This is a genomic window from Streptomyces anulatus (assembly GCF_000721175.1).
Taxonomy (GTDB): domain Bacteria; phylum Actinomycetota; class Actinomycetes; order Streptomycetales; family Streptomycetaceae; genus Streptomyces; species Streptomyces anulatus_C.
This window is the reverse complement of the sequence record NZ_JOEZ01000009.1, coordinates 41,258-59,890: the sequence shown is the minus strand read 5'-3', so window position 1 is coordinate 59,890 and position 18,633 is coordinate 41,258. Positions and strand designations below refer to the sequence as shown.

Below are 18,633 nucleotides of genomic sequence, written 5' to 3'. Positions count from 1 at the left end.
GTGCGCGGGGCGCACACCCGTACCGCCTCCGGCGCACCGAGGCTGGAGGGCGGATGGAGGTCAGAGGAAGCGGAGGGAGAACGGTGGCCCGCGCCGCGAGATGGCGTGCAGCGCCAGCAGGTCCTGGGGACGCCGGCCGGGCCGGCGGCGGGTGCGCCGCCGGGCGGGCGGCACCGGGGCGGGCGGCGTCGCGGACCACAGGCGCCAGGCCGTCCGCAGCGGGGCGCGGACGAACAGCACCAGGCAGCGGCCCAGCCGGGCGAGGGCGACCTCGCCGCACCACAGCCACCAGCCGCAGACCATCCCGGCCAGCGCGTGGGCGGCGGCCATTCCGAGGGTGAACACCGTGCCGTCGAAGGCGGCCAGAAGTCCCATCAGGTCCGAGGAACCGCCGATCGGGACCTCGTGCGCGGAGTGGTTCACGGCGCCCGCCGCCCCGTGCCCGCCGCCCGCACGGTGCGCGCCCGAGCCGGACGGCAGCCAGGATCCGGCGACGGAGAAGAAGGCATGCAGCCCCGACTGGCCCAGAACATGGGCCGCGACGGTCACCGGAGCGCTCCGCTCCCGAGCGGCGAGCCACCACCCCGCCCCGCACACCGGCAGCAGGGCGGCGGCCTGGACGAGAAGGGGCAGGGGCGCGCCGGACATCAGCGCGTGGCCGAGTCCGGACACGGCGACGCACACCACCGCGAACAGCGCGGTGCGCCCGAGTCGGAGTGCGGTTCCGGCTCCCATGGCAGCCATCGTGCCAGCCGCCCCTGCTCCGGAGAGAAGAACCCCAGATGCTGAAACAGCGGTATTTCACCTTGTTTGCCCTACCAGCACTACGAAGTGATCCATGTCACATTCACTTGCCGGGAACTTTGCCCTGCCCCCGTCCGACTGCTCCAACAACGCGTCTGCGTATGCCTCGTGGCCCGGGGCCGCCGCATCCGCCCCCGCCAGCCGATGCCCCGCCCCGAAGAGGCCGCATGACGAATCCGCCCCCCATCCCCGAACCGGCAGCGGCCGCCGAGACGCCCGGAGGCCCCGCACCGGCCCCCGAAGCCGGACCCGAAGCCACGGCAACGGCCTCCGCCGACAGCGCAGCGCCCGCCGGGGGCCGGGTCCCCGGCCCCCGGCCGCCGGGAGAGCCGAAACGGCCTACGCTCCGGTCCGACCTGCGGGCCTCGTGGCCCGACGGCCTGGTGGCGCTCCTCATCACCGCGGCGATCTTCGTCCTGCTCTACGTACGTATCCGCAACAAGACCTCCTCCACGGTCACCGTGATGCCGTTCATGGCCGACGCCGGTGGCTTCTGGATGTACTTCCTCAGCCAGGCGTTCGGCTGGTCCGCCCTGCTCTGGGCCTGGGGGACCGTCATCCTCGGGCTGATGCTGTCCGGACCGCGGCCGGGCCGCCTGCCACTGTCGGGCCCCCGGCTGGAACGCCTCCACCGCACCACGAGCCTCAACACCATCTCGCTGATCGCGGCCCACGCCCTGCTGTTCGGGGCCGAACTGGTCCGGCACGACACGGCGTCCTGGGGCTCCGCGGTGGCCACCGCCTTCGTGGAGGCGCTCGTCCCCGGCGGCTACGACTCGGGGACCGGGCGGATCGCCATGCCCATCGGCCAGGCGGCCCTGTACCTCGCGATCCCGCTCGGCCTGCTCTTCTACGTACGCCACCGCATCGGTCCCAAGACCTGGCGGGTCCTGCACCGTTGCGTGATCGTCGTCTACGTCCTCAGCGTCTGGCACACCCTGCTGTACGGGACCAACGTCTGGTACGACGGCTGGTTCCGCACCAGCGTGTGGCTGCTCCAGCTCCCGATCGCCGTGCTGCTGCTCCTGCGTCTGATGCGGCCCGCCCGCCGCTCCGAGAAGCTGCCCGGCCGGCCCGGAGCGACGGCCTGGGCCCGCACGGGGTGGGCCCTGCGGCTGGGCGGCCGGCTCGCGGTGGTGGCGGTCCTGGCGGCCCTGGTCGCCGTCGTGGCCGGCGGCAGCGACGGCGGGCGCAGCGCGCCGCCGGAAGACACCTCTTCCACCCACAACCACGACTGAGCCACGGCCGAGAGGCGACCCGCCACCACGCTGGGAGGCCGTCCGCCCGGCGGCGTACGCTCGGAGGCATGACCACCAATGATCTTCCCGTGATCGCCGCCGTCGACGGCTCCACACACAGTCGGCAGGCGCTCGACTGGGCCACCCACGAAGCCGTGCGGCGCGGGCTGCCTCTGCTGATCGTCCACGTCCGCCCGCTCACCCGGCAGGTCGACGAGGAGACCGGCCGGCGCGAGGCGGAGACGCTCCTGGCCGAGTGCGTGCGCCGGAGCGCCCTCATCGCTCCGGAGCTGCGGCCCTCGACGCTGGCCCCGCTGGACTTCCCGTCGGCGGCCCTGGTCTCGCTGGGCCGGGACGCGTCGATGATCGTGGTCGGATCGCGCGGACTCGGCGGCTTCCGCTCGCTGATGATCGGATCCAACAGCCTCGCCACCGCGTCGATGGCGAGCTGTCCCGTCGTCGTCGTGCAGGACGACCGCCCGGAGGGGGACGACGACCGGGCCGGTGACGCGGGGGCCTTCACCGACATCGTGGCGGGGGTGGCCGCCGACGAGAGCAGCGAGGGGGTCCTGGAGTTCGCCTTCGCCACCGCGGCGTCCCGGCCGGGCGCCCGGCTGCGGATCGTGCACGGCTGGACGATGTTCTCCTCCATGCTCGCGGGCGGCCCCGTCCTGGACCGGGAGGAGGCGGCGGGCTCGGCCGCCCGGACGCTGGCCGAGCTGACCTCGGGCTGGCACGAGAAGTACCCGCAGGTGGAGATCGTCCGCGAACCGGTCAACGGTTCCGCCTCGCGCACCCTGGTGACCGCGTCGGCGACGGCCGCCCTGACGGTGATCGGCCGTCGCAGGGGCGGCGAGTCGCTCGGGCTCGGTCTTTCCCCGGTGGCACAGACAACGGTCACGCACGCGCTGGGGCCGGTGGCCGTCGTGCCCTGCTGAGCAACCCCGCGCACCCCTTCGGCGCGGGCCCCTTGGCCTGACGGGCGGCTTGACCGAGACTTGGCCAATGACACAGCGTGTGGCGCTCGCGACCGTGATGGACCGGCTTGCCATCGATGCGGTGATCACCGGGTACGCGGTGGCCGTCGACGACGGGGCCTGGTCGGACTACGGCGCCCTGTTCACCCCGGACGGCCGCGCGGACTACCGGAGCGCGGGAGGTGGGGAGGGCCCGGCCGGCGAGATCGCCCGGTGGCTGGAGGAGACGATGCGTCTCTTCCCCGTACGCCAGCATCTGATCGTCAACCGCCGGATCGACCTGGAGGACCTGGGCGGCTACCCGGGCGACCGGGCCGAGGTGCGGGCCGACTACCTCAATCCGATGTGCCTGGAGCGGAAGGCGGCGGGCGGCCCGGACGCGGACGCGCCGGGGGATGCCGGTTCCGGGCGCGCCGGGCGCGCCACGCCCGGCTTCGTGACCGGCGGCCGCTACACCTTCGAGCTGCAGCGCGCCGAACCGGGCTGGCTGATCCGTACGGTCACCGTCCACGAGAAGTGGCGCCGGGCACCGGGCGCGTAGGGCCTGCCGTCGTCGCCCGGTGGACGTCCGGGCGGTCCGCCGTGCCCCCGCCCGGCCGCGTCCTGTGTCCGGCGGGGATCACCTCCCCCACACTGGACATCCAGACAGGGTGTCCAGTGGTTGACGCGGTGACGGCGGCCGCCCTCACGCCCGCGCACGACCGAGGGAGGGCACGGCATGCGAATCCGGGGCGGGCGTCTCCCGATCGGCCGGAACGCGGCCGCCGCCACCGGTGACGGACCGGCGGCCGGCGGCCGGGACTCCGCCGGGGCACGGCTGCTCCCCTCCCCCTGGGCGCGGGGCGCGGTGGCGCTGCTCGCCGGGGCACTGCCCTCGCTCGCCTTTCCCGCGCCCGGCCTCTGGTGGTTCGCCTACGTGGCGCTGGTCCCATGGCTGCTGCTGATCCGCACGGCGCACTCGCCCCGCCGGGCGGCGCTCGACGGCTGGATCGGCGGGACCGGGTTCGTCATCGCCGTGCACCACTGGCTGATGCCGAGCCTCCACGTCTTCATCCTGCTGCTGGCCGCCCTGCTCGGGCTGCTCTGGGCGCCCTGGGGGCTGCTGGTGTCACGGCTGCTCGGCGGGTCTCCCTCCGTGCCGCGCGCCGTGGCCGCCGTGGTCGTCGTGCCCTCCGGGTGGCTGATGATCGAGCTGGTGCGGTCCTGGGAGGGGCTCGGTGGGCCCTGGGGGCTCCTCGGCGCGAGTCAGTGGGAGGTCGCCCCCGCCCTGCGGGTCGCCTCGGTGGGCGGGGTGTGGCTGGTGAGCCTGCTGGTGCTCGCGGTGAACACCGGAGCGTCCCTGCTGATCGCCGACCGTGCGGCCCGTACGACCGCCGGCGTCCTGCTGGTGGTGTGCGCCCTGTCCGTCGCCGCGACATGGGCCTGGGCGCCCCGGCCGGAGAGTGTCGGCACGGTCAGGATCGCCGTCGTGCAGCCGGGCGTCGTGGAGGGTCCGGGAAGTGTCGCGCGCCGCTTCGACCGGGGCGAGGAGCTGACCCGTTCGATGGAGGGCCGGGGCGTGGACCTGGTGGTGTGGGGCGAGAGCAGCATCGGGGCCGGTGCGTGGCAGAACCCGGACACCGCACGGCGGCTGGCGGAGCTGTCCCGCCGGGTCGGGGCGAATCTCCTGGTCAATGTGGACGCCCGGCAGACGGACGGCTCGGGGCGGTCGGGGATCTTCAAGTCGGCGGTGCTCGTGGGTCCTGACGGGCCGACCGGGGAACGCTACGACAAGATGCGGCTGGTCCCGTTCGGCGAGTACGTCCCGGCCCGTTCCCTGCTGGGGTGGGCGACCTGGGTGGGCAAGGCGGCCGGCGAGGACCGCCTGCGCGGCGACCGCCAGGTGGTGATGGCCCTGCCGGACGGCGCGCGGGAGCTGCGGATCGGTCCGCTGGTCTGCTTCGAGTCGGCGTTCCCCGACATGAGCCGCAGGCTGGTGCGCGACGGTGCTCAGGTGCTCGTCGCCCAGTCAGCCACCTCGACGTTCCAGGACAGCTGGGCCCCGGCCCAGCACGCGTCGCTGGGGGCGCTGCGGGCCGCCGAGAACGGCCGCCCGATGGTCCACTCGACGCTCACCGGGATCAGTGCGGCGTACGGACCCCGGGGGGAGCGGGTGGGCCGCCCGCTGGGCACGGACGCGAGCGCGGCGGAGGTGTTCGACCTGCCGCTGGCGCGCGGGAGCACGCTCTACGGCCGGCTCGGCGACTGGCCGGTGTACGGGGCGCTGGCGGCGCTGGCAGTCCTGTGCGCCGCGGAGGGGCTGCGGGCTCTCAGGAGGCCTGCTCCAGGGCCTCCCTGACCACGCGTTCGCACAGTTCATGGGTCGCGAGGGCGTCCTGGGCGCTGAGCGTCTCGCCCCGGCGTACGGCGTCGAGGAAGGCGTGCACACAGGCTTCGATGCCGCGCTGCCGAGCTACGGGAACCCAGTCGCCGCGCCGCCGCACACTGGGCTGGCCCTTGTGGTCGATGACGTCCGCGAGGTTGAGGACCTGTCGCTTGGTGTCCTGGCCGGAGACTTCGAGGATCTCCTCGGTCGACCCGTTCAGCCGGTTCATCATGCCGATCGCGGTGAATCCGTCGCCGGACAGCTGGAGGACCACGTGGTGCATCAGGCCGTCCACGATCCGGGCCCGCACGGTGGTGTGGTCGACGGTGCCCGGGGCCAGGAAGCGCAGCGTGTCGACGACGTGGATGAAGTCGTCGAGGATCATGGACCGGGGGTCCTCGGGCAGCCCGACCCGGTTCTTCTGCATGAGGATCAGCTCGCGCGGATGCTCCGCGCACTGCGAGTAGCACGGGGCGAAACGGCGGTTGAAGCCGACGGCGAGGCTGACGCCGCGTTCCTCGGCGAGGTTCACCAGCCGTTCGGACTCGGCGAACTCGTAGGCGATCGGCTTGTCGACATAGGTGGCGACGCCGGCATCCAGGAGGCGTTCCACGATCTTCGGGTGCACGGCCGTCGGGGCGTGCACGAAGGCCGCGTCCAGTCCTTGCGCGAGGAGCGAGTCGAGGGTCGTGTGACGGCCGCCGGCCGGGATGCGGTGGGCGTCGCCGACCGCGTGGAGCGTGGCGGGGGTGCGGGTCTGCAGATGCGGTTCGACCCCCGGTACGGCGGTGAGCACCGGCAGGTACGCCTTCTGCGCGATGTCGCCGAGCCCGATGCAACCGATCTTCACGAGGTCTCCCTGTCGCCGTGCCGCGCCGCTGTGCGCGGCTGTTCGCGCCCCGGCAGCATACGTCTCCGCCGATGTCGGCCCGCTGTCCGGTTGCGCCCGCAGAACTCCTGGCCAGGGACATGATCATGGATGAAGATGGCCGCCATGACTTCTTCCGAAAGCTCCGAGCGCTCCGAGCCCGCCTTCGACGCCGCCGAACGCCCCATGCTGGAGGGCTGGCTCGACTACCACCGCGAGACGCTCGCCATGAAGTGCGCCGGTCTCACGGACGCGCAGCTGCGCGAGGCGTCCGTCCCGCCCTCCTCGCTGACCCTGCTCGGCCTCGTACAGCACCTGGCCGAGGTGGAGCGCTTCTGGTTCCGCGAGATCCTGGCGGGAGCGGAGCTGCCGGACCTCTACTCCACCGAGGAGGACCCGGACGGGGACTTCACGGTGACCGAGTCCACCACCTGGGCCGGGACGGAGTCCGTCTGGCGGGCGGAGACAGCGGCGGCCCGCGAGAGCGCCGCCGCGTTCGGCCTGGACGACTTCTCCAAGGGCGTCAGCTCGTCGGGCAAGCCGTTCAGCCTCCGCTGGATCTACATGCACATGATCGAGGAGTACGCCCAGCACAACGGCCACGCCGACCTGGTGCGCGAGCGCGTGGACGGCGCCACCGGCAAGTGAACGCACCGGCGTACGGCCGGACCGTGCCGAAGGGCCGGTGCCTGGACCGGCGCATGGTTCGGTGCGCGCCGCTGACCGGGTCACTCGTGCGGGCCATTCCCAGCCCACCGGGCCCCCCGGAGCCGGGGCGCACCGCAGAGTTACCGGGTGCAGAGAACCAGAATCACCGCGAAACTCCTGGTCGGGTTAGCGGTCACGGCCGCCTCCGGCTGTGTCTCGGTGGAGCCCGGAGCCGTTCCTTCCCCGCGTCCCGGGAGCACCGGGCCGGTCCAGGACGTGGCTCCGCAGATCGTGCAGCCGCCCGCCCGTGAGGCGCTGGAGGTCGTGCCGGAGCCGAGCCCGCCGGCCGCCCGCCCGTCCTCTCCCGCGCCCCCGGCCGCCGGCTCCCCCGCGGAGGCCCGGCGCTCCGGACCGGCGGGGGCCGCCCGTCCCCGGGAGCGCGCGGGCCCGCCACGGCCCCGGACGCCTCACCGGATCCCGGACCTGCCGTCCGCCACCGTGCCCGACGTGCCGCGCGTCCCCGGCGGTGGCGCGGACGTCTGCGCGCTCGGCAGTGGGTACGGCGGCTGGCCCGCGGGCAGCCCGGAGGCCCGCATCTGCGAGAAGTCGTACGGCCGCTGACGCGGAACCTCGCAGGAGCCCGGTCACTGCTCCCGCATACGGCGCTCCAGCCGGTCGATCGCGGCCCGCACCCCACCTCCGTACCCGTCGTCCGCGAGCGATTCGGCCGCGGCCCTGGCCCGCTGGAGGTGGATGCGGGCCGAGTCGGGACGCTGGAGCTTGAGGTAGTCCGCCGCGAGGTTGAGGTGCAGCGAGGGGTAGAACGCCCGGACGGCCGGGGTGTCACGGTGTTCCACCCCCCGCACACCGCCCAGCCCCTCGGCGGCACCGCCCTCCTCGCCGTCGCCCGGCCCCGCGGCTTCATCCGGTCCTGCGGCTTCATCCGGTCCTGCGGCTTCGTGCGGTCCCCCGGCGGCTCTCAACCCCTCGGCGGCCGTCAGGGCCCGCAGGTCCCAGGCCAGCTCGTCGCCGGGGTCGTCCTGGGTGTCGGCCATGTAGTGCGCCAGGGTGCAGCGGTGCAGGGCGTCGCCGTCCGCTCCGAGCTCCGACCAGAGCGCACCGAAGCGCTTGCGGGCCTCCTCCCGGTCACCACCGTGGAGCAGCATGATCGCCTGGCCGATCCTGGTCATGACGGCGTCGTCGGACGCCTCCTGCTGCTCCACCACTGCGGTCTCCTCGTCGCCCGTCCAGCCGGTTGCCCGTCCGTCCGACGCTAGCGCCGGACTTCCGCTCAACCGGTCAGACACGGGGTCGGGGGGTGTCCCGCCGATCGGGCCGGGTCAGACGAGGCTGGGGATCCGCCAGTCGATCGGCTGGTGCCCCTGGGCGGCCACGGCCTCGTTGATCCGGGTGAAGGGGCGGGAGCCGAAGAACTTCTTCGCGGACAGCGGCGAGGGGTGGGCGCCCTTCACCACCACGTGGCGCTCCTCGTCGATCAGGGGCAGCTTCTTCTGCGCGTAGTTGCCCCAGAGCACGAAGACCGCCGGGTCGGGCCGGTCGGCGACGGCGCGGATCACGGCGTCGGTGATCTTCTCCCAGCCCTTGTTCTTGTGGGAGTTGGCCTCGCCGCCCCGCACGGTGAGCACGGCGTTGAGCAGGAGGACGCCCTGCTCGGCCCAGGGCATCAGATAGCCGTTGTCCGGGATGGGCAGGCCGAGCTCCTGCTGCATCTCCTTGTAGATGTTGCGCAGCGACGGCGGCGTCCTGACGCCGGGCCGCACGGAGAAGCAGAGCCCGTGTCCCTGGCCCTCGCCGTGATACGGGTCCTGGCCGAGGACGAGGACCTTCACCTTGTCGTAGGGCGTGGCGTCCAGGGCGGCGAAGACCTGCTCGCGCGGCGGATACACCGGGCCCCTGGCCCGCTCCTCCTCGACGAAGTCCGCCAGTTCCTTGACGTACGGCTTCTGGAGTTCTTCGCCGAGGACGGCGCGCCAGGACTCGGGCAGCAGGTCGATATCGGTCACGTCCACAACCTCCGGTGAGCAACAGGTTCTTGATCACAGAACCTACCGGGCGCCACTGACAACGGGCCCTCGGTGCCCACCCGTACAGCGTCTACCAGCTGGCCTTGCGGTACAGCTCCCACAACTGCATGACGGTCTGCGGGTCGAGCGCGCGCTCGCCGCCGCCGATGTCCTCTCCCGCGGCGACGTACAGCTTGCCCTGCCACAGCGGCAGCAGCCGGACGTCGTCGACGAGGATCTCCTGGGCCCGCTCGAACTGCTTGCTGACCGCGCCCCGGTCGCTCTCCTGCCGCGAGGCGGGGATCAGCTCCTGGGTGATCTCCTTGTTGATGTACGGGGTGCCGGTGACGCTCTCCTTGCCCACGAAGGGGGCGATGAAGTTGTCGGGGTCCGGGAAGTCCGGGAACCAGCCGCGGCCGAAGACCGGGTACTCGCCCTTGTTGAAGCCTTCCTGGAACTTCTGCCAGGGCTCGCCCTGCAGCTTGATCTTGAACAGCCCGGAGGCTTCCAGCTGCCGCTTGAGCTCCTCGAACTCGGGCTCCGTGGAGGATCCGTAGCGGTCGGTGGTGAACCAGAAGCTCATCTTCACCGGCTCGGTGATACCGGCGCCGGTGAGGATCTCCTTGGCCTTCTTCACGTCCGGGTCGCCGAAGGTGTCGAAGAAGCTCGTGGTGTGCCCGGCGATGCCTTTGGGGACCATGGAGTAGAGGGGCTCGGCGGTGCCCCGGTAGACCTTGGCGACCAGCGCGTCACGGTCCACCACGTGGGCGATGGCCTTGCGGACGGCGGGGTTCGCGGCGGCCGGGTCCTTCGGGTTGAAGACCAGGAAGCGGATGTCCGCGCCGGTGCTCTCGACGATCTGGAGGCCGGCGTTGTCGGCCTTGTTGTCCTCCAGACTGACGACCTCCTCGGCGGTCAGACCCCGGTAGGTGGCGTCGATCTCCTTCGCCTTGAGCGCGCTCACCATGTCGCCGGACTTCTCGAAGTAGCGGATGGTGACCGCGTCGTTCCTGCGGTTGGCGAAGCCCTTGTAGTCCGGGTTCTTCTTCAGCTCGGCGGTCACCCGGTTCTCGTAGGACTCCAGGAGGTACGGGCCGGAGCCGGTGACCTTGCCGTCGTCGCGGATCTTGTCCTTGCGGTAGTCGCCGGGGGCGACGAGCGACATGGCGGGCGTGGCCAGGATGAACGGGAACGTGGCGTCGGACTTGTTCAGGTGGAAGACGACCGTGTCGTCGCCCTTGGTCTCGATCCGGTCCAGGGAGTCGAGCATCCCGGCCGGGCCACCCTTGAAGTGGATGTCCACGATGCGGTCGATGGAGTACTTCACGGCCTCGGCGTCGAGCTTCTCGCCGTTGGAGAACTTGAGGTTCTTCTTGAGCGTGCACCGGTACGCCATGCTCGTGGCGTCGGTGAACTTGCAGGACTCCGCCGCGTCCGGTTCCGGGCTGGTGCTGCCGGTGGGGAAGCTCACCAGGGTCTGGTAGACGTTCCGCATCAGCTCCCAGGAGCCGTCCCAGGCAGCCGCAGGATCGAGTGTGGACGGGGAGCTGGTCGTCCCGACGGTTATCTTCTGCTCCGTTTCCGATCCGCTGTCGGAAAGGAGACCGCATCCGGCCAGCAGAGAAAGGGAAGCTAGGGCTGCAGCAGCCTGCAGACTGGCCCGGTAGAACACGTGCACGCTCCTCGATCAGCCATGGGTCGGCAGACCATACCGCAGCGCCCCACCGGGTCAATCCGCTGACCCGGCGGGGCACTTGACTCAATAGGGCCCAAAACGGTCCAGGCCGCTCTCAGCCCACGCCCGCGTTGAGGAAAATTCCTCCGTCGACCACGAGGGTCTGTCCGGTGATCCAGTCGGACTGCTCCGAGGTCAGGAAGGCCGCCGCACCCCCGATGTCCTCGGGCACGCCGAGCCGCCCCAGCGGATAGGCGGCGGCAGCCTCCGCTTCACGGCCCTCGTAAAGGGCCTCGGCGAACTTCGTCTTGACCACGGCCGGGGCGATGGCGTTGACCCGGACGGCCGGGGCGAACTCGTGCGCCAGCTGGAGGGTCAGGTTGACCATCGCCGCCTTGCTCATGCCGTACGCGCCGATGAACGGCGAGGCGGAGACGCCGGCGACCGAGGCGATGTTCACGATCGCCCCGCCGTTCTCCTTCTGCCAGGCCTTCCAGGTCTGCTGGGCGAAGCCCAGCGCCGAGATCACATTGGTCTCGTAGACCTTGCGGGCGACGTTCAGGTCGAGCTCCGCGATGGCGCCGAAGACCGGATTCGTCCCGGCGTTGTTCACCAGGTAGTCGACCCGGCCGAACGCCTCCATCGTGCGCTCGACCGCCGCGGCCTGGTGCGCCTCGTCGTGCGCCTTGCCCGCGATGCCGATCACCCGGTCGGAGCCGAGCCGCTCGACGGCTTCCTTCAGGGCGTCCTCGCCCCGGCCGGTGATGACCACCCGGTCGCCGCGGGCGACGAACGCCTCGGCGATCCCGTAGCCGATGCCCCGGCTCGCGCCCGTGACGAGGGCGACTTTCCCGCTGTCCTGCACCGTCATGATGTCCGCTGCCCTTCGGATCAGTTGAGGGGTCCGCCGGCCACGTACATGACCTGGCCGGAGACGAAGCCCGCGTCGTCGCCCGCGAAGAAGGCGATGGCGTTCGCGACGTCCTCGGGACGGCCGACGCGCTGGACGGGGATCTGGGTGGCGGCCGCCGCCTGGAACTCCTCGAAGCCCATGCCGACGCGTGCCGCCGTCTGCGCGGTCATCTCGGTGACGATGAAGCCGGGCGCGACGGCGTTGGCCGTGACGCCGAACTTGCCGAGCTCCTTGGCGAGCGTCTTGGTGAGGCCCTGGAGCCCCGCCTTGACCGCGGAGTAGTTGGCCTGGCCCCGGTTGCCGAGGGCCGAGGAGGAGGACAGCGAGACGATCCGGCCGAACTTCGCCTCGACCATGTGGGCCTGGACGGCCTTCGCCATCAGGAACGCACCCTTGAGGTGCACGTTCATCACGAGGTCCCAGTCGGACTCGCTCATCTTGAACAGCAGGTTGTCGCGGAGCACGCCCGCGTTGTTCACGAGGATCGTCGGCGCGCCCAGCTCGGCGGCGACCCGCGCGACGGCGGCTTCCACCTGGCCGGCGTCCGACACGTCGCAGCCGACGGCGAGCGCGGTGCCCCCGGCGGCGGTGATCTTCTCGACCGTGTCCTTGCAGGCCGCCTCGTCGAGATCGAGTACGGCGACGGAACGGCCCTCGGCCGCGAGACGTACGGCGGTGGCGGCGCCGATGCCCCGTGCCGCTCCCGTCACGATGGCGACGCGCTGCTCGGTGGTGGACATGCTTGGTTCTCCTCGCCCTTGGATCGCGGCTCAGCGGACGTCGGGGCGTTTCCCTGACAGACAGGCTCCCGATCGCTGAGCAACCGCTTAGTACCTTCAGCAGACGAGACGCTAGAAGCCCTGGCACCCGGTGTCAACGGCGCACGCCCCGCCGGGCCGCACGTCACACCGGGCGGGAGCGCCCGCCGCTGTGCCGTCTCGGCCCGGCCGGGGCATGGATCAGCGCACGAGGAGGCCGAGCAGCCGTTCCACCTCGGCGGCCGGGTCGGTGGTTAGGCCGCTGTGCACGGCGCCGGGCTGGACGACCGTGGAGCGCGGGGCGATCAGCCAGCGGAACCGCCGCCCGGCGTCGTCCCCCGCCGCCTGGCCGGCCCCCTCGCCGCCGCCGCAGACCCCCTCGACGGCGCGCAGGGCGGCCCGCACGCCGACGACGTCGGCCCCCGGGTCCAGCGCCTTCAGCTTCGCCTCGTCCAGGTGCGTGCGGGCGGCGACGAACGAGTGGGCCCGGCAGTAGACGAGCACCCCGGCGTTGAAGCACTCCCCGCGCTCGACCCGGGGCACGACGCGCAGGATCGCGTACTCGAAGACATCGCGCCGCGTCATCGGCCGCCCTCCGCACCGGTACGGACGGCTGCCGCGGCGCGGCCGTCGCCGGCCTGCTTCGGCCGGGGTGGCAGCCTCTCGGTGAGCCAGCCCGGGGCCCGGGAGGGCCGGGTCGCGGCCGGCGCGTCCAGCGTGATCCGCTCGTGGATGTCGGCGGCACGGGCGAGCAGTGGTGCGATGTAGGCCCGGCGCACCTCCTCGGCGGATCCGAAGCCGGGCTCGTCGGCCAGCCAGACGTCCGGCACGTCGGCGGCCACCTCGGCGAGCAGTTCCTCGGTGACCAGCGGGGCGAGCTCGGCCGCGGCGGCCGCGATGTCCGGGCCGAAGGGGGCCAGGACATGGTCCGAGGCGTTGTACGGCTTGGCGGCGGACGCCGGGGCGCCCGGCCAGTTGTGGTGCCAGATCATGGTCGCGCCGTGGTCGATGAGCCAGAGGTCGCCGTGCCAGACGAGCAGGTTGGGGTTGCGCCAGGACCGGTCCACGTTGTTGATCAGCGCGTCGAACCAGACGATCCGCCCGGCCTCGGCGGCCCCGACCTCGTAGGCCAGCGGGTCGAATCCGAGCGAGCCCGGCAGATAGTCCATCCCGAGGTTGAGTCCGCCGCTCGCGCGGAGCAGCTCCTGCACCTCCTCGTCGGGCTCGGCGAGTCCGATGACCGGGTCGAGCTCGATGGTCACCAGCTCGGGCACCCGCAGCCCGAGCCGACGGCCGAGTTCCCCGCAGATGATCTCGGCGACGAGTGTCTTGCGCCCCTGCCCCGCACCGGTGAACTTCATGACGTACGTACCGAGATCGTCGGCCTCGACGATGCCCGGGAGCGAGCCGCCCTCGCGCAGGGGGGTGACATAGCGGGTCGCTACGACCTCTTCCAACACTTTCCCAGGCCACCCATCTCTTCAGGCTTGCGATCCACGGAGGACTCCTTCGCGGCATAGGGGCGGGAACCGCCGGTCGACGGCGCTGGGGAGAATCTGGGGAGTTTCGGCCGGCGAGCCGGTCTCCCCGCTCCCCGAGCAGTCCGTCGATGGTGCCGCGCCCCTTGCCGGCGGCCTCCGGCAAGAAGTGAGCATAGTAACCAAGGGTGATCGTCGGCGACCGGATTCCTCGGTGCCGACGGCGGCATCCTCGCCGCCCCGCCCTGGTGAGCGCCCTCGGCCTGCGCATGGACAGGCCGTGGGCACCAGCCTGCTCGTCATCGCCGTCAACTCGCTCGCCGCGCTCAGCGCGCGGACCGGGACCGGTGGCGACCTGCGCCGGGAGGTGATCGCGCCGTTCACCGGAGCCGCCATGGGCGCCTGGGACGGCAAGCGTCTCGCGGCGAAGATCACCAGTACGACTCTGCAGAGAATCTTCGCCGGCGCCCTGCTGGCGGTCGCGGCCTTCATGTTCGCTGATGTGATCTTCCGATGGAGGCCGTCGAGGTGTGTCAGGCCAGCGAGAGAAACAGCTTCTCCAGCCGGCCGCGCACCTCCGCCCCGTCCTGGCCCGAGCGGCGACCGTCCTCCATCTCGGTCAGACACTGCTGCAACCCGGTGGCGACGATCGCGAACCCGGCCCGGTCCAGCGCCCGCGACGCGGCCGCAAGCTGTGTGATGACCTCTTCGCAGTCCCGGCCTTCCTCGATCATCCGGATCACTCCGGAGATCTGCCCCTGCGCCCGGCGCAGCCGGTTCAGGACCGCCTTCAGCTCGGCTCCTGTCAGATCAAGCTCCATCATCACTCCTCACAAATACCCCTGGGGGTATTGTACTCCCCTCCCGGGGCTGCGGCATGGCCGCCGTACCCGCCAAGCCTCCCCACAACCGGCCGAAGGCCGCCGACCTCGAGAACGCCCTCGCAGCACTGCGCAACCACTGAGCCGACGGGGACGCGCACAGGACGTGGCCCACACGCACGTGACGCGGGAGCAGGGGCACCCCGGCCAAGGGCCCATTGATGCAGGCCGCGTACTCGCCGACCGGGATGGCCACGGCGACGCCGCCATGATGAGCAGTGCCGCCAGTGGCACGATCCGGATGCTCCGGACGAGGGCCCCTCCCGCACATGGGTCAGTCCGTCGAGGGGACGCCCAGGATGGCGTGCATACCGCGCAGCGCCCAGGCCTCCGTCTGGCTGTCGCCGTGAAGGAGTCTCGCCGGGGTGATGCCGGCGGTCAGGGACTCCAGCCCGTAGATGACCTGGGACACGTCCGTCACGGGCGGGAGGTCCCCGGCGGCGACGGCGATGTCGATGTCCCGGCGGAGAGTGTCCCGCCAGCGGGCGCGCCCCTCGGCGATCCGATCGTGCACAGCGCCGGTGCGACCGTCGTAGTCGTACGTGACCTGGGTGAGCAGGCAGCCCCCGGAGTAGCCGGGGTCTGCGGCGTAGCGCACCCAGGACGCGCAGACGGCCAACAGCCGCGGCAGCCCCGCATCGAGGTGGCGCACCGGCTGCCAGACTCGGGAGCGGACGTCCTCCAGGACCAGGTCAACCGTCTCCAGCTGCAGCTTCTCCTTACTGCGGAACTGGCCGATCACACCCGCCTTGCTCATCCCCAGCCGGTCCGCCAGCCGGCCGATGGTGACGCTGTCCAGCCCTTCCATGGAAGCGAGTTCGGAGGCGGCGCGCAGTACTGACCGCCGGGTCTCGAGCGCGGCCTGAGCCGATGCACGTCCTGCCATGCCCGCAGTTTAGCAAACGACCGTACGCCGTTGACATACGAACGATCGTATTCTTAAATCCTCGCCATGACGCCTTCCACCTCCACCCGTAGAGCCTCCGGCGCCCTGTTACTCGCCTGCGCGGGTACCTTTCTCAGCTTTCTCGACGCCACCGTGACCAACCTGGCGGTCCCGGCGATCGCCGACGACTTCGACGTCTCGCTGACCACCGTCTCGTGGGTCGCCACCGCCTATGTGATTCCCTTCGCCGCCCTGCTCGCCCCGGCCGGGCCGCTGGCCGACGCGGTCGGCCGCGCCCGCCTGTTCCTGATCGGCGTCGCCGTCTTCACGGCGTCGTCGCTGCTGATCGCCGTAGCCCCGACCCTGCCCGTGCTGCTCGGCGCCCGCGCCGTCCAGGGCCTGGCGGCTGCTCTGCTGGTACCGGCCTCGCTGGCTCTGGTCCTCGCGGAGATCCCCGCCGAACGCAGGCGCGCCGCGATCGGCATGTGGAGCGCAGCGGGCGCGCTGGCCGCCGCCGCGGGACCGGCACTCGGCGGCGTCATGGTCGAGGTGCTCGACTGGCGAGCGCTGTTCTGCCTCAACCTGCCGGTGGGGGTCTGGGTACTGGTCACCGGACGGAAGCTGCTGGCCGGCGAGTCCCGCACCGGCCGAAGGCCCGACCTCGCAGGCGGCCTGCTGCTCGCACTCTGCGTCGGCTCGGCGGTGTACGGCCTGACCCATGGCCCCGACCACGGCTGGTCCTCGGTGTACGTGCTCGCCGCCTCCGGCGTCACCGCGCTCTCCGGCGTGGCGACCGTGACACGGGCGCTTCGGCATCGACGACCGGCGCTGCGACTGGACCTCTTCCACAGCCGGTCCTTCGCCGTCGCAAGCGGTGTCTCCCTCATGTACGGCACCGCACTGTTCACCTCGATGCTGCTCGGAGTGCTCTTCATGACCGACGCCTGGGACTACTCCGCCCTGGAGGCCGGCCTCGCGATGAGCCCGGCGGCGCTCGTCACCGCCGTGGTCGGCATCGGCGTCGGACGGCTCCCCATCGCCCTCACCCCGCGCACGATGGTGGCGGCGGGCTCGGCCCTCATCGCCGCCTCAACGGCCGCCCTGGCCCTGCTGATCGACACCGAACCGCACTTCTGGACGCTCTGGTTCCCGGCCGGAACGGTGATGGGAGTCGGCGTCGGCATGGCCACCGTCGGCATCTCCAGCGCCGCCACCCTCTCCATCGCGCCCCAGCACTTCGCCGCCGCGACCGGCATGGTCATGGCGGCCCGCCAGGTCGGCGGCGGCCTCGGCATCGCCGCCACGGCCGTGATCATCGCGGAGGTCTCGGGGACAGGCGCGGAACCGTACGCCGCCGTGTACTGGTTCGCCACCGCCGTCAACCTGGTTGCCGCCGCCGGCGGTCTCGCCCTGCGCATCGCGGCCCCACCCCTGCCGCAACCCGCAACCTCGGCCGACCATGCACCGGCCGCCGCCCGAATCCTCGAAGGAGACCAACGATGACCTCCCAGCCGGACCGGACCCCCGTCCAGCATCTGCCTGCCGACGCCGCCGCCGAGCTGTCCGACACGTACTGCCTGGCCCCGGACGCCGCCGCCGAACTGCTCCGCGATCTCCCGTGGAACCGACTGGCCGTGGCGGGCGACAGTGTCACCGCCGGCGTGATGGAGCCCCTCCCGGGCTACCACGACCGGTCCTTCGCCGACCGCTTCGCCGACGCCCTCGCCGCCACGCGCCCCGGCTTCGCCGCGGTCAACCTGGCCAAGCCCTACTTGCTTCTCGACGAGATCCGGGACCAGCAGCTCGGCCCTGTCCTGGAGTTCGAGCCGGACGTGGTGATGGTGAGCGCGGGCGGCAACAACGCCTTCCGCGGCTTCGACCCGGAAACATTGCGGGCCGAACTGACCTCGCTCCTGGCACCCCTCGCCGAGAGCGGCGCCCTCGTCATCACCATCGGCCTGTTCGACGTCGCCCGGGCGGGCCTCTTCCCGCCGGAACACGCCGACGGCATGGCCCGCCGATTCGACGAGCTCGACCGCATCACCGCCGGCCTGACACGTGCACTCGGCGGCATCCACGTCGACACCCACCACCACGCGCTCGCCGCCGACCCAGGCATCTACTCCACCGACCGCATCCACGCCAACGCCCGGGGCCACGCCGTCGCCTTCGCCGCCATCGCGACCACCGTGGCTCAGCGCGCCCGGAATGAGGCTCCCCCGACCTGCGGGAGGTGCTGATCGACTGGTCAGTGCGGGTTGACGGGGCCTCAGGTCCGTTCGCCAGGTCGCTGCCTGTCCGGCGTGGCACGGACTGCGATGGCGATGGCCCACCGCAGGAGATCCTCGTCGTCGGCAGGAATGATCACGATGGTGTCCTCCGGGCCGTCCTGTCGAGCATGAGCGTGTGCCGAGGCCGCCCACACCCCGCCCCGACGACGTTCCCAGGCCACCCCTCTCTTCAGCCTCGCTGGAGAGCACAGTGACCGAGGGTGATCGCGGGCGAGGAGTGCCGACCGTCCTTCGTGGCCGCCGCCCAGTGCCAGGGGTTCACTTCCTCGCCGGGGTCCGAAAGGTGGGCGGGGGCCGGAGAGTACTCTCCGGCCCCCGCCCACCTTTCGGGCCCTCGCTCGTCCCGCGCTCAGATCCGCCCACGCGCCAGCCGAGTCAGCGGACCCGTCGGAGGCTTGGCGGTCGAACGGCCGATGGCGAACGCCGCTCCGGCGACGCCGGCCACCCCCGCGGCAGCTCCGGCGGCGACCGCCTTCCGGTGCTTGACGACGGTCCAGGCCGTGGTGGCCGCACTCGCGGCCTTCGCCGCGTTGGCGGTCACGGCCTGCTGCCCGCTCTGGAGACCGGCGGCCGCGGCACGGCCGACACGGCGGGTGGTCTCACCGGCCGCCCGCGCACTGTCCGAGGCCGAATCCTTGGCGCCCTCGGCCGCGGACAGCGCTTCGCCCGCCGCCGCGTCGGCCTGCTTGCCGGCCCTCTCGGCGGTGGTGCCGGCCCTCTTGCCGGCCGAGGCGGCTGTCTTGCGGGCGGTGGTGGTCCTGCCCTTGTCCGGGGTGGAGTTCTTCGCGTTCTTGTCGTCAGTGGTCATGGCCTCCTCCTTGCCTTGG

At 72.0% G+C, this 18,633-nt stretch carries 20 protein-coding genes and 1 pseudogene; 9 read left to right on the top strand and 12 right to left on the bottom strand.

Annotation, left to right across the window (positions count from 1 at the left end):
• Positions 1-60 precede the first annotated feature (60 nt).
• Positions 61-735 (bottom strand): hypothetical protein, encoded by a 675-nt coding sequence (locus tag IG90_RS0112350; protein WP_030582060.1) that lies wholly within the window; start codon positions 733-735, stop codon positions 61-63.
• 236 nt (positions 736-971) lie between these two features.
• On the opposite strand from IG90_RS0112350, the gene IG90_RS0112345 reads away from it, so the two are divergent.
• The 4 genes from IG90_RS0112345 to lnt all read left to right on the top strand — a co-directional run bounded on the left by IG90_RS0112345 (position 972) and on the right by lnt (position 5,357).
• Positions 972-2,042, top strand: a complete 1,071-nt coding sequence (locus IG90_RS0112345) for a ferric reductase-like transmembrane domain-containing protein (protein WP_030582057.1) — start codon at positions 972-974, stop codon at positions 2,040-2,042.
• Positions 2,043-2,110: 68 nt separating this feature from the next.
• Positions 2,111-2,980, top strand: coding sequence for a universal stress protein (locus IG90_RS0112340; protein WP_030582055.1), 870 nt, complete (start codon positions 2,111-2,113; stop codon positions 2,978-2,980).
• Between the two features lie 67 nt (positions 2,981-3,047).
• On the top strand, positions 3,048-3,560 hold the full coding sequence (locus IG90_RS0112335) for a nuclear transport factor 2 family protein (protein ID WP_030582053.1): 513 nt from the start codon (positions 3,048-3,050) through the stop codon (positions 3,558-3,560).
• A gap of 177 nt (positions 3,561-3,737) precedes the next feature.
• The gene (gene lnt / locus IG90_RS0112325) at positions 3,738-5,357 is read left to right on the top strand and encodes an apolipoprotein N-acyltransferase (RefSeq protein ID WP_051860097.1); all 1,620 of its coding nucleotides are present in this window, start codon (positions 3,738-3,740) and stop codon (positions 5,355-5,357) included.
• Here lnt and IG90_RS0112320 read toward each other — a convergent pair.
• A complete protein-coding gene (locus tag IG90_RS0112320; protein WP_030582048.1) occupies positions 5,329-6,234 on the bottom strand; it encodes a Gfo/Idh/MocA family protein in 906 nt (301 codons plus the stop codon). The genes lnt and IG90_RS0112320 overlap by 29 nt on opposite strands.
• Before the next feature lie 144 nt (positions 6,235-6,378).
• Here IG90_RS0112320 and IG90_RS0112315 point away from each other — a divergent pair, with 144 nt between their 5' ends.
• Positions 6,379-6,900, top strand: a complete 522-nt coding sequence (locus tag IG90_RS0112315) for a DinB family protein (RefSeq protein ID WP_030582045.1) — start codon at positions 6,379-6,381, stop codon at positions 6,898-6,900.
• Positions 6,901-7,047: 147 nt separating this feature from the next.
• Positions 7,048-7,521 (top strand): hypothetical protein, encoded by a 474-nt coding sequence (locus IG90_RS0112310; RefSeq protein ID WP_030582042.1) that lies wholly within the window; start codon positions 7,048-7,050, stop codon positions 7,519-7,521.
• Positions 7,522-7,544: 23 nt separating this feature from the next.
• On the opposite strand, the gene IG90_RS0112305 is transcribed toward IG90_RS0112310, so the two are convergent.
• The 7 genes from IG90_RS0112305 to IG90_RS0112275 form a co-directional block, all read right to left on the bottom strand.
• Positions 7,545-8,126 (bottom strand): hypothetical protein, encoded by a 582-nt coding sequence (locus IG90_RS0112305; RefSeq protein ID WP_063739481.1) that lies wholly within the window; start codon positions 8,124-8,126, stop codon positions 7,545-7,547.
• A gap of 114 nt (positions 8,127-8,240) precedes the next feature.
• A complete protein-coding gene (locus tag IG90_RS0112300; protein ID WP_030582037.1) occupies positions 8,241-8,924 on the bottom strand; it encodes a uracil-DNA glycosylase in 684 nt (227 codons plus the stop codon).
• 91 nt (positions 8,925-9,015) lie between these two features.
• Positions 9,016-10,596 carry an ABC transporter substrate-binding protein gene (locus IG90_RS0112295; RefSeq protein ID WP_030582035.1) on the bottom strand — a complete coding sequence of 527 codons (1,581 nt, stop codon included), beginning with the start codon at positions 10,594-10,596 and terminating at the stop codon, positions 9,016-9,018.
• Positions 10,597-10,714: 118 nt separating this feature from the next.
• Positions 10,715-11,470, bottom strand: coding sequence for an SDR family oxidoreductase (locus tag IG90_RS0112290; protein ID WP_030582033.1), 756 nt, complete (start codon positions 11,468-11,470; stop codon positions 10,715-10,717).
• 20 nt (positions 11,471-11,490) lie between these two features.
• A complete protein-coding gene (gene fabG, locus IG90_RS0112285; protein WP_030582031.1) occupies positions 11,491-12,252 on the bottom strand; it encodes a 3-oxoacyl-ACP reductase FabG in 762 nt (253 codons plus the stop codon).
• 219 nt (positions 12,253-12,471) lie between these two features.
• Positions 12,472-12,855 (bottom strand): DUF3037 domain-containing protein, encoded by a 384-nt coding sequence (locus IG90_RS0112280; protein WP_030582029.1) that lies wholly within the window; start codon positions 12,853-12,855, stop codon positions 12,472-12,474.
• Positions 12,852-13,730: a HipA family kinase gene (locus IG90_RS0112275; protein ID WP_030582027.1), complete on the bottom strand. Its 879-nt coding sequence runs from the start codon at positions 13,728-13,730 to the stop codon at positions 12,852-12,854. Before IG90_RS0112275 ends, IG90_RS0112280 begins: the two co-directional genes overlap by 4 nt.
• A gap of 213 nt (positions 13,731-13,943) precedes the next feature.
• On the opposite strand from IG90_RS0112275, the pseudogene IG90_RS41810 reads away from it, so the two are divergent.
• Positions 13,944-14,256, top strand: a pseudogene (locus IG90_RS41810) (TSUP family transporter); the annotation flags it as partial.
• Positions 14,257-14,281: 25 nt separating this feature from the next.
• Here IG90_RS41810 and IG90_RS0112270 read toward each other — a convergent pair.
• Both IG90_RS0112270 and IG90_RS0112260 read right to left on the bottom strand, forming a co-directional pair.
• Positions 14,282-14,569: a metal-sensitive transcriptional regulator gene (locus tag IG90_RS0112270; RefSeq protein WP_030582025.1), complete on the bottom strand. Its 288-nt coding sequence runs from the start codon at positions 14,567-14,569 to the stop codon at positions 14,282-14,284.
• A gap of 334 nt (positions 14,570-14,903) precedes the next feature.
• Positions 14,904-15,515: a TetR/AcrR family transcriptional regulator gene (locus tag IG90_RS0112260; RefSeq protein ID WP_030582022.1), complete on the bottom strand. Its 612-nt coding sequence runs from the start codon at positions 15,513-15,515 to the stop codon at positions 14,904-14,906.
• A 66-nt stretch (positions 15,516-15,581) separates the two neighbouring features.
• On the opposite strand from IG90_RS0112260, the gene IG90_RS0112255 reads away from it, so the two are divergent.
• Complete coding sequence (locus IG90_RS0112255; protein ID WP_078585268.1) at positions 15,582-17,018, top strand: DHA2 family efflux MFS transporter permease subunit; 1,437 nt, start codon at positions 15,582-15,584, stop codon at positions 17,016-17,018.
• Positions 17,015-17,755, top strand: coding sequence for an SGNH/GDSL hydrolase family protein (locus tag IG90_RS0112250; RefSeq protein ID WP_051860095.1), 741 nt, complete (start codon positions 17,015-17,017; stop codon positions 17,753-17,755). Before IG90_RS0112255 ends, IG90_RS0112250 begins: the two co-directional genes overlap by 4 nt.
• A 400-nt stretch (positions 17,756-18,155) precedes the next feature.
• On the opposite strand, the gene IG90_RS0112245 is transcribed toward IG90_RS0112250, so the two are convergent.
• Positions 18,156-18,614, bottom strand: coding sequence for a hypothetical protein (locus tag IG90_RS0112245; RefSeq protein WP_030582013.1), 459 nt, complete (start codon positions 18,612-18,614; stop codon positions 18,156-18,158).
• Positions 18,615-18,633: the final 19 nt, after the last annotated feature.

Coding starts and splice junctions, on each gene's coding strand:
- IG90_RS0112350 (WP_030582060.1), bottom strand. CDS start 735: ATGGGAGCCGGAACCGCACTCCGACTCGGGCGCACCGCGCTGTTCGCG.
- IG90_RS0112345 (WP_030582057.1), top strand. CDS start 972: ATGACGAATCCGCCCCCCATCCCCGAACCGGCAGCGGCCGCCGAGACG.
- IG90_RS0112340 (WP_030582055.1), top strand. CDS start 2,111: ATGACCACCAATGATCTTCCCGTGATCGCCGCCGTCGACGGCTCCACA.
- IG90_RS0112335 (WP_030582053.1), top strand. CDS start 3,048: ATGACACAGCGTGTGGCGCTCGCGACCGTGATGGACCGGCTTGCCATC.
- lnt (WP_051860097.1), top strand. CDS start 3,738: ATGCGAATCCGGGGCGGGCGTCTCCCGATCGGCCGGAACGCGGCCGCC.
- IG90_RS0112315 (WP_030582045.1), top strand. CDS start 6,379: ATGACTTCTTCCGAAAGCTCCGAGCGCTCCGAGCCCGCCTTCGACGCC.
- IG90_RS0112290 (WP_030582033.1), bottom strand. CDS start 11,470: ATGACGGTGCAGGACAGCGGGAAAGTCGCCCTCGTCACGGGCGCGAGC.
- fabG (WP_030582031.1), bottom strand. CDS start 12,252: ATGTCCACCACCGAGCAGCGCGTCGCCATCGTGACGGGAGCGGCACGG.
- IG90_RS0112280 (WP_030582029.1), bottom strand. CDS start 12,855: ATGACGCGGCGCGATGTCTTCGAGTACGCGATCCTGCGCGTCGTGCCC.
- IG90_RS0112270 (WP_030582025.1), bottom strand. CDS start 14,569: ATGGAGCTTGATCTGACAGGAGCCGAGCTGAAGGCGGTCCTGAACCGG.
- IG90_RS0112260 (WP_030582022.1), bottom strand. CDS start 15,515: ATGGCAGGACGTGCATCGGCTCAGGCCGCGCTCGAGACCCGGCGGTCA.
- IG90_RS0112255 (WP_078585268.1), top strand. CDS start 15,582: ATGACGCCTTCCACCTCCACCCGTAGAGCCTCCGGCGCCCTGTTACTC.
- IG90_RS0112250 (WP_051860095.1), top strand. CDS start 17,015: ATGACCTCCCAGCCGGACCGGACCCCCGTCCAGCATCTGCCTGCCGAC.
- IG90_RS0112245 (WP_030582013.1), bottom strand. CDS start 18,614: ATGACCACTGACGACAAGAACGCGAAGAACTCCACCCCGGACAAGGGC.